This window comes from Minwuia sp. IMCC3060, from assembly GCF_029909435.1.
Classification (GTDB): Bacteria; Pseudomonadota; Alphaproteobacteria; order Minwuiales; family Minwuiaceae; genus Minwuia.
Genome location: NZ_CP123782.1, coordinates 3,160,695 through 3,174,610, shown reverse-complemented (window position 1 = coordinate 3,174,610; position 13,916 = coordinate 3,160,695). Strand labels below are relative to the sequence as shown.

At 66.2% G+C, this 13,916-nt stretch carries 13 protein-coding genes; 7 read left to right on the top strand and 6 right to left on the bottom strand.

Translation table 11 applies throughout. From position 1 onward, the window contains the following. Nucleotides 1-42 precede the first annotated feature (42 nt). From QGV54_RS14950 to QGV54_RS14940, 3 genes are all read right to left on the bottom strand, one after another. Nucleotides 43-402, bottom strand: a complete 360-nt coding sequence (locus QGV54_RS14950; protein ID WP_281016040.1) for an endonuclease domain-containing protein — start codon at nt 400-402, stop codon at nt 43-45. A 112-nt stretch (nt 403-514) separates the two neighbouring features. Further along, complete coding sequence (locus QGV54_RS14945) at nt 515-3,268, bottom strand: molybdopterin cofactor-binding domain-containing protein (protein ID WP_281016041.1); 2,754 nt, start codon at nt 3,266-3,268, stop codon at nt 515-517. Continuing rightward, the gene (locus QGV54_RS14940) at nt 3,265-4,083 is read right to left on the bottom strand and encodes an FAD binding domain-containing protein (protein WP_281019862.1); all 819 of its coding nucleotides are present in this window, start codon (nt 4,081-4,083) and stop codon (nt 3,265-3,267) included. Before QGV54_RS14940 ends, QGV54_RS14945 begins: the two co-directional genes overlap by 4 nt. 99 nt (nt 4,084-4,182) lie before the next feature. On the opposite strand from QGV54_RS14940, the gene QGV54_RS14935 reads away from it, so the two are divergent. From QGV54_RS14935 to QGV54_RS14925, 3 genes are read left to right on the top strand one after another with little or no spacing between them, the layout of a single operon-like run. Further along, on the top strand, nt 4,183-5,340 hold the full coding sequence (locus QGV54_RS14935; RefSeq protein WP_281016042.1) for an acyl-CoA dehydrogenase family protein: 1,158 nt from the start codon (nt 4,183-4,185) through the stop codon (nt 5,338-5,340). A gap of 16 nt (nt 5,341-5,356) precedes the next feature. Further along, on the top strand, nt 5,357-5,629 hold the full coding sequence (locus tag QGV54_RS14930) for a cupin domain-containing protein (protein WP_281016043.1): 273 nt from the start codon (nt 5,357-5,359) through the stop codon (nt 5,627-5,629). Continuing rightward, complete coding sequence (locus QGV54_RS14925) at nt 5,566-6,162, top strand: PAS domain-containing protein (protein WP_348638790.1); 597 nt, start codon at nt 5,566-5,568, stop codon at nt 6,160-6,162. The genes QGV54_RS14930 and QGV54_RS14925 overlap by 64 nt, the downstream gene beginning before the upstream one ends. Before the next feature lie 13 nt (nt 6,163-6,175). On the opposite strand, the gene QGV54_RS14920 is transcribed toward QGV54_RS14925, so the two are convergent. The 3 genes from QGV54_RS14920 to QGV54_RS14910 form a co-directional block, all read right to left on the bottom strand. Further along, complete coding sequence (locus QGV54_RS14920; RefSeq protein WP_281019973.1) at nt 6,176-6,610, bottom strand: hypothetical protein; 435 nt, start codon at nt 6,608-6,610, stop codon at nt 6,176-6,178. Nucleotides 6,611-6,690: 80 nt separating this feature from the next. Further along, nucleotides 6,691-7,539, bottom strand: coding sequence for a 3-keto-5-aminohexanoate cleavage protein (locus QGV54_RS14915; RefSeq protein ID WP_281016045.1), 849 nt, complete (start codon nt 7,537-7,539; stop codon nt 6,691-6,693). A 13-nt stretch (nt 7,540-7,552) separates the two neighbouring features. Next, nucleotides 7,553-8,674: a DSD1 family PLP-dependent enzyme gene (locus tag QGV54_RS14910; protein WP_281016046.1), complete on the bottom strand. Its 1,122-nt coding sequence runs from the start codon at nt 8,672-8,674 to the stop codon at nt 7,553-7,555. Nucleotides 8,675-8,757: 83 nt separating this feature from the next. Between QGV54_RS14910 and QGV54_RS14905 the strand changes: the two genes are divergently transcribed. The 4 genes from QGV54_RS14905 to QGV54_RS14890 all read left to right on the top strand — a co-directional run bounded on the left by QGV54_RS14905 (nt 8,758) and on the right by QGV54_RS14890 (nt 13,888). Then, on the top strand, nt 8,758-9,753 hold the full coding sequence (locus tag QGV54_RS14905) for a S1C family serine protease (protein ID WP_281016047.1): 996 nt from the start codon (nt 8,758-8,760) through the stop codon (nt 9,751-9,753). Nucleotides 9,754-10,002: 249 nt separating this feature from the next. Then, nucleotides 10,003-11,763, top strand: coding sequence for an EAL domain-containing protein (locus tag QGV54_RS14900; RefSeq protein WP_281016048.1), 1,761 nt, complete (start codon nt 10,003-10,005; stop codon nt 11,761-11,763). Between the two features lie 32 nt (nt 11,764-11,795). After that, nucleotides 11,796-12,641 (top strand): tetratricopeptide repeat protein, encoded by an 846-nt coding sequence (locus tag QGV54_RS14895; RefSeq protein ID WP_281016049.1) that lies wholly within the window; start codon nt 11,796-11,798, stop codon nt 12,639-12,641. Continuing rightward, nucleotides 12,638-13,888, top strand: coding sequence for a VacJ family lipoprotein (locus QGV54_RS14890; RefSeq protein ID WP_281016050.1), 1,251 nt, complete (start codon nt 12,638-12,640; stop codon nt 13,886-13,888). Before QGV54_RS14895 ends, QGV54_RS14890 begins: the two co-directional genes overlap by 4 nt. Nucleotides 13,889-13,916 lie beyond the last annotated feature (28 nt).

The following is a 13,916-nucleotide window of genomic DNA, read 5'->3' as shown; positions in this document are numbered from 1 at the left end:
TCGGGAAGGGGGTGAAGGTGCCGCAAGGCACCAACCCGGCGCTCACTCCGCGTCGGGCCTTGCCAAGCTGATCGCGGTCGTACAGGCGTGTGATATCCGGGCAAGCACGCCGTCGGGATTCTGCAACACGTCGTTGTTCCAGAATCGAATGACGACAAAGCCCCGATCCTTGAGCCATCGGGTTCGGTGTTCGTCTGCATCCGCCTGCCGGGCATGCTGACCCCCATCGACCTCGATGATGATCCGTAGCTCGAGACAGCAGAAGTCGGCGATGTAGCGGCCAATGGGAACCTGGCGGCGGAACCTGACGCTGGCGATCTGGCGTCGGCGAAGGACCTGCCAGAGTTTCCGTTCCGCAGGCGTTGGGTTCTTGCGCAGGTTTCGGGCGCGCTGGATTGACATGACAGGGTGCCTTTCCTGCGGCGCCTGGGCTTCCCCCCCTCCTCGGTCCTCCCCCGCCAGGGGGGAGGAGGAAGATTGTCATGCACCGACCGAGTTGAATGCGCGATCCGCTTCATGCCTGTGCGGCCCGGATGGCGGTGAGGATGCGGTCGGGGGTGGCCGGGGTGGTGGTCACGACGGCGCCGGTGGCGTCGCGGATGGCGTTCAGGATGGCCGGGGCTGTCGGTATCAGCACGTGTTCGCCCAGTCCCTTGGCACCATAGGGGCCTTCGGCATCCGGAACCTCGATGATGATCGATTCGATCTCCGGCACGTCGCCGATGGTCGGGATCAGATAGTCGTGCAGGTTCTCCGTCCGACCGGGCTGATAGTCCTCCATCAGCGCCATGCCGATTCCCTGTGCGATCCCGCCCTCGATCTGACCCTGGACAAGCTGGGGATTGATGGCGCGCCCGACATCGTGGGCCGCCGTGATGTGGCGCAGCTTCACGGTGCCGAGCTCCCGGTCCACTTCCAGTTCCACCATCTGCGCGCCGTAGCCGTAGAGCGCATAGGGCTCCCCCTGACCGTTCCCGTCCAGCGCCGCCGTCGGCGGATCGTAGGTTTCCGCCACCCGGAGCACGAACCCGTCCGCATCCGCCGCCATGACCGCCGGGTCGACCTGTCGCTCGGCACCACCGTCGCGCAGCACGACCTTGCCATGGTCCAGGGAAATCTCTGCCGCGTCGCTGACATTGCCCTGGCGCAGCAGTGCCTCCCGCAGGGCCAGACCGGCCAGCATCGCCGCCTTGCCGGAAACGAAGGTCTGGCGGGAGGCGGAGGTCTTGCCGGCGTCCGGCGTGACATCGGAATTGCCGATGAACAGGTCCACGGCCGAGGTCGGCACCCCCAGCGCCTCGGCGAAGATCTGGGTGATGACGGTATTCGAGCCCTGGCCGATATCGACGGCACCCTGATGCAGCCGCACCCGACCGTCCGCCATCAGCCCGGCCTTGATGGTGGAGGGATTGGGCAGGGAGGTATTGCCGCAGCCGTACCAGCAGGTGCCAAGGCCGACACCGCGCCGGACCGGAGAGTCCGGATTGTCCCCGTTCCATTGCGCCGCCGCCGCGCGCGCCTGCGCCCATGGTTCCTGCAGGGCGGAGAGGCAGGCATGGATGCCGACACCGGTCCGGAAGCTCTGGCCGGTGACGGTCGGCTGGCCGTCCCGCAGGGTGTTTCTCAACCGGAATTCGAGTCTGTCGATGCCGCAGGCATCCGCCAGCCTGTCGAACAGGGTCTCCTGCGCGATTGCCGCCTGCGGCACGCCAAAGCCCCGGAACGCGCCGGAGACCGGGCCATTGGTATGCAGCGCGACGGCGCGCGCGCGATAGGCGGGGGTGCTGTAGGGGCCGGAGGCATGCACGGGCACCCGGTTGGCGACTGTCGGTCCCCAGGAGGCATAGGCCCCGGTATCGAAGTCCCCGTCGAAGCGCAGCCCCGTCAGCTTCCCCTCCGCATCCGCGCCGATACTCACCTGCATGCGGGCCGGATGGCGCTTGGTGGTGGAACGCATGGATTCCGGGCGCGTGTAGCAGATGCGGCAGGGCTTGCCCGTGATTCGGGTCGCCAGTGCCAGGATCGGCTGGATCGAGACATCGATCTTGGAGCCGAAGCCACCGCCCACGGCGGTCGGCGTGATGACGATCTGGTCTTCCGCCACGCCCATGATCGCCGCGACGGCTTCCCGGTCCATGTGCGGGGCCTGGGTACAGGCCTGGATCTCTATGCGCCCGTCGTCGCGGATGAAGGCGGTGCCTGCCTCCGGCTCGATGTAGGCATGTTCGACGAAGGCGGTGGCGAAGTGATCGCTGACGACATGTGCGGCCCCGGCCAGCGCGCCGTCGATGTCGCCGCGCGCCACGAAGCCCTCCACCAGCACATTGCCGGACCGGCTGTCGTGCATGGGAGCTGTCGTCTTCGCTGTCTCGGTCGTCATGGAGGGATCGCGTTCGCTCCATGAAACAGGAACCGCCGCGAGATCGAGATCCAGCAGCACCTCCCGGTCCCCGACCAGGGCCGCCACGGCCTCCCCCTTGAAACGTGTTTCACCGCCGGTCGCGAAGACCGGCTGGTCGGCGAAGGGCGGGATGACGCCGAACAGGTTCCGGCCCGGAATGTCCTCGGCAGTGATCGCGGCGACCAGTCCGGGAGTTTCCGCAACGAAGCCCTTCAGGTCGCCCAGCGTGAAGCCCGCCCGGTGGAACGGGCTGCGGATGACGCGCACCAGCAGGGTGTCCGCCGCCGCCACGTCATCGCCGAACCTGTCGGTCCCCATGACCTTCGGCACGCCGTCGAGGCGGGGGATGGCTGCGCCGACCCCCTTGCCACGGCTCTCGATCCGGGTTCCGGCGTCCATCACGGCGTCGATGATGCGGCGGTAGCCGGTGCAGCGGCAGAGCACGCCGCCGAGCGCATCCTGGACCTGCAATTCGTCCGGTTCCGGCACCGAGTCGAGCAACGCCGTCGCCGCCATCAGCATGCCGGGCGTGCAGATGCCGCACTGGGCCGCGCCGTGGTCGAGGAAGCTGCGTTGCAGGCGGCTCATGGTGCCATTGTCGGCCAGCCCCTCCACGGTCGTGACGGACCGGCCCTCGACCTGGGCCACGGCGGTCATGCAGGCACAGACGGGTGCCCCGTCGATCAGCACCGTGCAGGCGCCACAGTCGCCCGCATCGCAACCGACCTTGGTGCCCTTCAACGCGAACTCTTCCCGCAGGACAGCGGTCAGCCGGGTCGCCGGATCGGATATTGCCTCCACCTGTTGTCCGTTGACCGTGAAGCGTACGCCCTCGACATGTCCGGCCAGTTCCGCGCCCATGCTCATGATGCGATCTCCTCCAGCGCGCGGATCGTGCAGGTCCGGGCGGCGTCGCGGCGGTATCCTGCGCTGGCCCTAACGTCATCAATGGGCGTCAGATCGGCGAAATGCTCCGGGCTCACGCATTTCTCCCATGGTTCCGCTGGGTCGCGCCCGGCAAGGGCCTGCTCCAGACCGGCCATGCGGCGGGCCACGACGGAGCACGAACCGACAGCGACGGCGGCCTCGCCATCCGCCAGCCGTGCGGCGACCATGGCGATGGAAATGACGAGATAGCGGCGGCTGCCCAGCTTCACGAAACTGCTGCGCCCCGTCGCACTTTCCGACGGAACATGCAGGGCCACCATCATCTCGTCCGGCTTCAGGTCCGTCTGTCGATTGCCCTGGATGAAGTCGCACAGTGGCACCTGCCGCGTCCCGCGCGCGGCGGAGGCCAGTTCGACCGTCGTGTCGAGGATCAGCAGCGGTGGCACACCGTCGGCAGCAGGCGAGGCATTGCACAGGTTGCCCGCGACCGTGGCGGCGTTCTGGATCTGGATCGAGCCGACTTCGCGCGCCGCGGCCTTCAGCGCATCGAAGGCAGGCGGCAGGTCGGCGCGCACGATTTCGGTCCATGTGGTGGTGGCCCCGATCCGCCAGCCGGTATCGGCAGGCTCGATGCCGCGCAGTCCGGAAATGCCGGAAATGTCCAGCAGCGGGTGTCTGAAAGGTCGTTCCACATGCGCCGGGTAGAGATCAGTGCCCCCGGCCAGCACATGCCATTGACGGGTGGCCAGCAGGTCCAGGGTCTCGGTCAGTTCCTTCGGTCGTGTCAGGCGCATCTGGGGCAAGCATCTTTCTCCGCAGTATTGCGGACAGCATGGCGGAGCGTCAGTCTATCTTCAATGCACGTGAGCATATGACCGGGGAGGGTCTTCAGGATGCAATTTGGGTTTACCGAGGAACAGGAAGCGTTCCGGGACACGGCGCGGCGATACAGTGCGGATCATCTGGCACCGCGTTACCAGTCCCGCGAGAGTCAGGACGGATTCGAGGACGGGTTGCTGACGTCCATGGGAGAGGTCGGGCTGCTGGGCGCCGACCTGCCGGTCGAGTTCGGTGGCTCCGGCGTCGATGCCGTGACGGCGGGCCTGCTGATGCAGGAGACCTCGGTCGGTGACATGAATGTCGCCTATGCGCAGCTGCTCGCCTCGCTGCTGGGCGACATCGTTGCGCGGCATGCTGATCCGGACGTCCGGCGCAAGGTCCTGCCGCCTGTCTGTCGTGGCGAAAGCATGATCGCGCTGGGGCTGACGGAGCCGCGCGGCGGGTCGGACGCCGCCAATCTGATCTGCAAGGCCGATCGCACCAATGACGGCTATGTCCTGAATGGCGAGAAGACCTCCATCTCCTGCGCCACCCAGGCGGACTGGATCATCGTTGCGGCGCGGACCAGCGGCACGGATGACGGTGCCCGTGGTGTCACCGCCTTTCTGGTGCCGATGGATGCGGACGGGGTCTCCACGTCGAAGTTCGAGGATGCCGGCGCGCGGGTGGTCGGTCGTGGCTCGGTCTTCTTCGACAATGTGCGGATCCCCGATCACATGCGCCTCGGGGCGGAGGGCTCGGGGTTCAAGGAGGTCATGGCCGGGTTCGACTATTCGCGCGCCCTGATCGGCCTGCAGGTGCTGGGCTGTGCCCGTGCCTCGCTGGAGGAAACCTGGGAATGGGTGCAGCAGCGCCAGGCCTTCGGCAATCCGATCGCCAAGTACCAGGGCGTGACCCAGCCGCTGGCCGAGGCGGAGACCAGGATGCGGGCCGCCGAACTGATCTGTTACCAGACGCTCTGGCTGCGGGATCAGGGACTGCCCCACACGTCCGAGGCGGCAATGTGCAAGTGGTTCGCGCCGCAGGTGGCGTTCGAGACCGTGCACCAGTGCCTGCTGCTGCATGGCCACATGGGCTATGCGATGGATTTGCCGCACCAGCAGCGGCTTCGTGATATCATGGGCCTGCAGATCGGGGACGGAACCGCCCAGATCCAGAAGATGATCATCTCTCGGGAGAAGATCGGCAAGGTTGCAGTTCCCTACGCATGACAGGAGATGAAGGCAAATGGTGGATACAGCGGAATTCGAGGCCGGGCTGACACGGGACGGCTATGAGGTCGTCGGCATCAAGTCACTGGAGCCTGGCTGTCACAATGATGCCCATGCCCATGACTTCGCCGTCCGCGCCATGGTCTTCGAGGGCGGCGTTACCCTGACCTTCAACGGGGAGGAACGCTCCTACGGTCCCGGCGACATCGTGGTCATGGATGCCGGCTGCGAACATGTCGAGGATGTGGGGCCGAAGGGGCTGAAGTTCCTCGTTGGCCGGAAGCACTGACGCTGGCAGATATCGACTCCTATTGGCGGACAGTCCCGTCGCTGGAATTCGACCCGGACGGCCTGGCGCTGCTGCATCTGTGGCAGAGACTGCGCCGCGAAGCCGGTGGACGGCTGCCCCATCGCGCTGCATTCAGACCGGCCGACCTGGTCTCGGTGCTGCCTTCTCTGGCGGTCGTCCAGGTGCTGCAGGGCGGCACGGCGTTCCGCTATCGGCTGGTGGGCAGCCGCATCGTGCAGATCGCCGGTCGCAATGCGACGGGCCTGATGCTCGACGATGAACTCTATGGTGCGGAATTTTCCCGAATGATCAGCCCCTACCAGGCTGTCGTTCAGGCGCGCGCGCCAGTCCAGACCAGATCACCTGTACTTTTCGCCGATACCTGGCGGGCATCGGACAACATGTTCGTGCCCTTCACGACGTCTGGCGACGCCATCGACCAGATCATTGTCAGCGTGCATCTGGCCGACGGCAAGACCGCCAGACACGATCAGTCCGGACAGATCGTGATCCTGCACGATCACGCGGTCTGAAGTCGCCGCAGGTCTATTCCGTCGCCTCGTTCCAGCGTTCCTGGAACGCATCGACGGCGTCGCTGAAGGATGCCTTCAGACGGTCCCAGCGATCAGCCGAGCCCTCTCGCATTTCCTCCAGCTTCTCTGCAGCGTCCTCGCGCAGTTCCTTCAGTTCCACCAAGCGCTCGTCCAGTGCCTCACGGGCTTCGCCGGAGGCATCCGAGGCCTCGTCGCTCAGGGTCTCGATCCGCTCGTCGAGGGCGTCGATCAGTTCCTCGGCCTTCTCGATGGCCTGATCCTTCTTCTCGACGGAATATTCCTGGACAGATGCCCATGCCTCGCGCAGTTCCTCGCGCAGTTCCTCGCGGGTCTCCTTGCCGGTCTCGGTGGCGTAGGCGGCTGAACTGGCGGCGAGAACGCCGGCCGACGCCAGGGCGGCAATCATCGTGGTGCGAAATCGGCTCATGGTCATGTACCTCCATGGATACTGAACGTGTCTGACAGCACCCCATATGGTCATCGGGTATGAGCTTTGAAGGTCCTGTCTCAGCCCTGTCCGGTCATGAGCCTGCGTGCCGTCGCCGGGTCGGCGAGCGGGCGACCCAGGCTTTCCGCGGCTTTCGCGGCCTGTCGGACAAGGGCGGCATTGTCGGGTGCAATGCTGCCATCGGCCAGTTGCATGTTGTTCTCGAATCCCACCCGGGCATGGCCCGAGAGTTCCAGCGCACGCGCCGCACAGGCGCTTTCCTGCGCCCCGAAGGCACAGACCGACCAGAGCCAGCCGGCATGATCCGGTGCGGCGCGCATGGCGGCGAGGAACGGGTCGATGTCGGCGGGTTCCGACTGCTGATCCTTGCTGTAGCGGCCGAGGACGAAGAGCACGTTCGGCTGCCCCTGCGGCACGACCTGTCGCGCCCGCAGGCGCTGGAAGCGCCGGACGTCGGCGTCGTCATACAGGATGTGCTGCACCATGATCCGCTGTTCAGCCGCGAAGGCCAGGAACCGGGCGAAGGCATCGACGGCGTCCGCATCCGTCTCATCCGGCACGAACTCCCGCAGTCCCAGCGAAACCGCCTCCGGCACCAGCGCGCGCATGGCCGCGAGCTGTGCCGGTGCCTGGTAGATTCCCGCCGCCTCGCTGGTGGCCTGCACGACCAGGTCATCGCCCACGGCTGCCCGGATCGCGGCGGTGGCCTGCCGGTACAGTTCAGGGTCGAGGCTGTGGCGCTGGCCCGAATCCCGTACATGCAGGTGGATCATCGCCGCGCCTGCCTCGCGGCAGGCACGCGCGGTCTCGGCAAGGGTCGCTGGCAGCACGGGCAGCGCCGCATGGTCACCTGTGGTGCGGCGCGCGCCGTTCGGCGCGACGGTCAGGATGGCTGGCTGTGCGTTCATCGAAACGGCTCCTTCAGAAGAATGCGCCACGGGCGGAGACGGGCCAGATCCGCTCCACCACGCCACCGCGATGGCCGACATACCAGTCGTGCAGGTTGATGGTCGGGTCGCAATGCCCCGGGATCAGCAGGATCTTCTGCCCCAGGTCGAGCCTTGCCCCGCCGTCCAGGCGCAGGGTGCCATGCTCATCCGATGGACCGGCATAGGTCACGCCGGGCTGGTCCACGACCAGCGGCAGGCCGGATTCGAAGCTGGTGGACTTCAGACCGACGTCGCAGATCGCGGTGCCTGCGCGGGCGGTGCTCATGATCGTGGTCAGCAGGAAGAGGCTGTGTTCGAACCGCCGGTCCGGTGCGCCATCGGCGTCGAGATTGCGGCCATAGTCCGCATCCATGAAGGCATAGGACCCGGCCTGCAACTCGGTCCAGAGGCCCGATTCGGCCTCGAAGGGTGCCGTGCCCGTACCCGCCCCGGTGACCGTCGGGCAGGCAATCTCGGCCGCTGCCAGCAGATCGAGCATCGTCTGCACCGCCCCGGCTGCATGGCGAATTGCGCCGGCGCGTTCCCCCGCGCCCCGGATGTGCTGGGCCTTGCCGTGATAGGCCTGGATCCCGGCGAACCGCAGTCCCGGCGCCTCACCGATCCGGCGGCAGAGCGCGACCGCCCCGGCATCCGGCGCAACACCGCAGCGCCCCATGCCCACATCGATCTCCAGATAGACGTCCAGCCCGACACCGATCCGCGTTGCGGCGGCGGAGAGGTCGTCGATGTTCGCCGCATCATCCACGCAGACGCCCATTGTCGCCGTGCGGGCCAGCCGTGCCAGACGCTCCAGCTTGCGCGGGCCGACGATCTGGTTGCTGACCAGCACGTTGCCGATGCCACCGTGCACCAGCACTTCGGCTTCCGACACCTTCTGACAGCATTGCCCGACAGCGCCGAGGCTGATCTGTGCCAGCGCCACATCCACGGACTTGTGGGTCTTGGCGTGCGGGCGCAGGCCAACCCCTGACGAGTCGGCGAGCTGCTGCATGCGCTGCAGATTGCGCTCGAACGCGTCCAGATCGACCAGAAGGGCAGGGGTATCGACGTCCGCGATCGCATCCCCCGGACGCGCGGGTGGTGGCTGGGTCATGGTGCGGTCGCTTTCTCGTGATGCAGGGAGGCTGGCTGCACGGCGTCGCCAGGCGTAGGCTGAACCGCAAGGGAGATCCGATCATGCGTGCAATGTTTCACTGCCTTGTCCTTCTGATCCTTGCAACGGTCCTGAGCAGTCCCGGGAGTGCCAGGGCCGACGATACGCCGTTACTGCGGGCACTGGACAGTCTTGTTCGGGTGAACACGGAAATCGCGCCCGATGGCCGGACGGCGCAGGCACTGGGCACCGAGCGCGAAGGTACCGGAATCGTTGTCGATGATTCCGGGCTGGTCCTGACCATCGGCTATCTGATTCTCGAGGCGATGGCCGCGACCGTCACCGACATCGACGGGAACCCGGTCGCCGCCGATGTTGTCGCCTACGATCACGCGACCGGGCTCGGCCTTCTGCGCGCCCGGAAATCACTGCGCCGACCCGCCGCACGGCTGGGAAATTCGTCCGGACTGTCGCGGGAAGCGCCTGCCCTGGTGGCCGGTCATGGCGGACAGGAAGCCGCCTGGCCCGTCGCCGTGGCTGACATCCGGGATTTCAGCGCCTACTGGGAGTATCTGCTGGAGGATGCGCTGTTCACGATGCCTCCGGTGCCGGCCTGGCAGGGGGCGGCACTGTTCGGTCCTGAAGGGCAGTTGCTGGGTGTCGGCTCGCTGTTCGTGCCTGATGCGCGACGCAGGCCCTCGCGCCGTCCGGGCAACATGTTCGTTCCGATAGATTCCCTGAAGCCGGTGCTGGGCGACATGCTGACCGCGGGGCGCGGCGTGGCCTCGGAACGTCCGTGGCTTGGCATCTTCACCGACGATCAGAGGGGGTATGTTGTGGTTACATACGTCGCCGTCGATGGCCCGTCGGAGGCCGCAGGACTGCGACCTGGAGATATCGTGCTGGAAGTCGACGGCGAACGGGTCCGGACCATGGCGGAAATGTACCGAAAGGTCTGGACGATGGGCAATCCCGGTGTCGCGGTGCCATTGACCCTGGGACGCCAGGGCGGATTTCACAAGGTCACCGTGACCTCCGGCGACCGGTACAAGTACCTTAAGTGGGAAAGTACCTACTGAGACCGGTCGGACAAGGCACGCCGGAAGGGTTACCTGATTAAGGGGATATTTACAGGTCATAGGTACTACTGGGAGCCGGTCCCTTGCAGAACCAGGCTTTCCGGTTACGGGAGCAAGCTGCGGATCGTGGACATGGCAGAAGGCCGTGCAGGAGTTTTCATGCCCAGGGGCAGCAGTATGCACAATGGTCGTTTTCAGGTTCTGACCGTGTCTTCCGGCCACGGTCGCCTCGATGAGATAGCACCCAGGTTGAGTGTCGGCGGCACCACGGTCGTCGGTCACAGGGTCGCCTCATTGGAAGAGGCGGTTCAGGCCGCCGAGGCGGATCAGTTCGACTGCATCCTGCTGGACATGGGAACCGACGCCGACGCGCCGAAGGCGTTGCGCAATCGCCTGCTCGACAAGGCCATCAACCTGCCGATCATCGTGGTCGCGGACGGTCTCTCGTCCTCGGAGATGGTGGAACTGATGCGTGCCAATGTGGCTGACTGCATCACCGGCAGGGACCTGAGCATCGACCGTGTCGTGCGTGCGATCTGGAACGCGTCCCGGTCCGCCCGCACCGAGCGGGCACTGAGCCTGGCGGAGGCACAGCGCGTCCACAACGTGCTGCACGATCATCTGACCGATCTGCCGAACCGCTCGCTGTTCTTCGACCGCCTCGACCAGGCCCTGTCCCTGGGTGACAGGCAGCGGACACCGCTGGCGATCCTGACCTGCAACATCAATGGCTTCAATCGCATCAATGGCGAGATGGGTCACCATGTCGGTGACCAGTTGCTGCGTGCGGTGTCGGAGCGGATCAGTTCCGCCCTGCGCCGCTCCGACACGCTGGCGCGTCTGGGCGATGACGAATTCGGTGTCATCCTGCCCACCGGCGCCACCCAGGAAGGGGCCGAGCGCGCGGCGGCCAAGATCATCGCCGCGCTCGACATGCCGTTCGAGCTGCATGACCACACGTTCAGTATCGGCATGCGGATCGGCATCGCGCTGTATCCGACCCACGGCACCAAGGGATCGACCCTGCTGGTGCGCGCGGAGAACGCCATGCGGGACGGTCGGCGTGACAACCAGAGATTCGCGGTCCATGTCGCGGGCCGCCACCATGATCAGGACAAGGGCCGTCCCCTGGTCGAGGAATTCAAGCACGCCCTGAACGATGGCGACCGCCAGTTGTTCATGACCTTCCAGCCCAAGATCAACATGCGCAAGCAGCAGATCCATGGTGTCGAGGCACTGGTTCGCTGGCGTCATCCAGACCGCGGCATGGTCTTCCCCGACGACTTCATCCCGCTGGCCGAGGATGCCGGGCTGATCGACAAGCTGACCATGCATGTGCTGAACCACACGCTGGCCCAGCAGGCGGCCTGGCGGGCGGAGGGCATCGACCTCACCGTCGCGGTCAACCTGTCGGCCAAGACCCTGCAGGACGCCCGTTTCCCGGCCCAGGTGCAGGACATGATGCGCAAGTGGTCCTCCGATCCGACCAAGCTGGTGCTGGAGATCACGGAGAGCGCGATCATCCTGGACGTCGACCGCGCGACGGCAACGCTGAACCAGCTCGACAATCTGGGCATTCGCATCTCCATCGACGATTTCGGCACGGGCTATACCTGCCTTTCCTACATCCGGCGCCTGCCGGTCGAGGAACTGAAGGTCGACAAGTCCTTCGTCATCGGCATGGCCACATCGCCGGACGACTGGGTGATCGTCTCGTCCCTGATCGAACTCGGCCACAACCTCGGCATGACCGTGGTGGCCGAAGGGGTCGAGGATGAGCAGACCCTGCGCACACTGGGCGAGGTCGGCTGTGATTTCGCGCAGGGCTACTACATGGCACGTCCGCTTCCTGCCGATGACCTGACCGAATGGCTGATGACGTCCCCCTGGGGGCTGGAAACCACCATGGCAGGCGGCATGGCGAAGCCCAGCACCTCACCGCGTCATCTCCGCGTATCCGGCAAGGCAGCCGAGAACGTTCATGAGTTGCGCCCGGCCTCCAGTATGTGACAGTTTCCCTCGTCGACTGACGGAGGGTTCGGATGCAGATCGGAGCGGCCTGGCGGAGTAGTGTCCGCCGCGTTCTTTGCTGGGTGCTGCTGGTCATCGCCTTGGCACCATCTGCCATGGCGGAAACGGTTGCCGACGGGCTGAATGCCTATCGTGACGGTGATTTCGAGCGCGCACGGCAGATCTGGCAGGACCTGGCCGATGACGGCAATGCCGCCGCGCAGTTCAATCTGGGAACACTCTATGATTCCGGCGAGGGTGTTGCGCAGGATACCGCGCGCGCGGCCGAGCTCTGGGCCGCTGCGGCGGATCAGGGCCTGCTGATCGCGGCCCACAATCTCGCCTTGATGGAACTCGAACAGGCGGAGGGAGATCCCGCCCGTCTGGAGGCCGCCCGCGCGCGGCTGGAGCAGGCCGCAGCATCCGGTCTGCCCAGGGCGACCTATACCCTTGGCAAGATGTACCTGATGGGTGTCGGCGTGCCGCAGGATGAGGCCAGGGCGCTTGAACTGCTGCGTCGGGCAGCGGACGCCGGGCTGCCACAGGCGGAATACAACATGGGCAAGATCTATCGCGACGGTCAGGGTGTGACGGCTGATCCGGTCGCCGCCGCGGACTGGTTCGGGCGCGCGGCGCGTCACGGTCACGCCGGGGGACAGGATCACTATGCCCGACGCCTCGTGATGGGGGAGGGGGTCGCGGCAGATCCCGTCACGGCGCTGGGCTTCGCATTGCTTGCCGCCCGCCAGGATTACCCTGATGCTCTCGCCATGGCCGAAGACCTGAAACAGAAGCTGGGGATCATGGATGTTGCCGCCGCAGTACGGTTCGCCGATACCTTCGTGCCTGTCCCGCCTTCCACGGCGGTGACCCAGTGACGTCCGTGGCGTGGCAGTTGCTTCGTCGTGGGCTGCTTGTCCTGTGCGGGTTGCTGCTTCTGCTCGGAACCGCCAATGCACAGGCGGATCTGCCGCCCGACCTGAGACAGCGCCTCGACCATGGTGTTGCGGAGGCCCGGGCACGCAATGCGGAGGCGCGGGAAAACCCGGCTTTCAGCGATCTCAGACCCGGCAATGAACATGTCGCCTCCGTCGCGGTGATCAACGCGGCAGGCAACCCGTCGCGCGCCGCTGCGATCGTCGGCTATCTCTCGGAGCAGATGCCGGAGGCGCGGGGACAGATCAGCCGCGCGGTGGGTGGCAGTTTCCCGGGCTTCGGCACGGAGATTCGCGCCGCCGCCGGTACGCCGCCGACACCGCCACAGCCTGCGTTCGCGCAGGGCGCGGATACGGTCGGCTTCTGGTACAACCAGCCTGCCCTCGACCGGTTCCGCACCGGCCCGGCGGTTGCCGTTTCGGATGCCCCGCTGCCATCGGTCGGGGCCGGGCCAGCATCGGGGACCGGGCCGAAGCGTTCAGCCGAACTGCCCCCGCTCGTGGCTGTGGAGCAGCCCTGGGATCCGCTGCAGCCCATGAACCTGCTTTTCTACAGCTTCAATCAGGCGGTGGACCTGGTGGTGCTGCGTCCTGCGGCCTGGTTGCTGGACAAGGCACCGGACCCGGTCCAGACCAGCATCGCCAATGCGGTCCACAACTACAGCGAACCGATCATCTTCGTGAACGACATCCTGCAGGGCGAGTTCACGCAGGCCAGCCTGTCGGTGGGGCGTTTCGCACTGAACACGACGCTGGGCCTGGGGGGCCTGTTCGATGTTGCCGACATGTGGTTCGGGTGGGAGCCGCACAACGCCGACTTCGGGCAGACGCTGCACAGCTATGGTGTTCCGCCGGGTCCCTATCTGGTGCTGCCGGTGCTGGGGCCGACCAACCTGCGTGACGCGTTCGGCTATGCGGCGGCGGAGGCGGCGGACCCCTTCGCGCTGGTCACCCGGGTGCCGGGCCGTATCGTCCACGGTACCGTGGAGGAACTGTCGGACCGCATGATCGCCTATCCCGCCGAGGAAGCCATACGCAATGGCGAGAACCACTACGAGCGCCAGCGCGCACTGTACTATCAGCGCAGGGCCGTTACCCTGTCGCGGCGCACATCGCGACAGACAGACGGGGCGGCGCTGGACGCCGACCTGTCGCGGCCGGAATTCCACCGGCCTGAATTCGATCACTGACGGGGCGGGATTGATCCGCCCTCTGGGG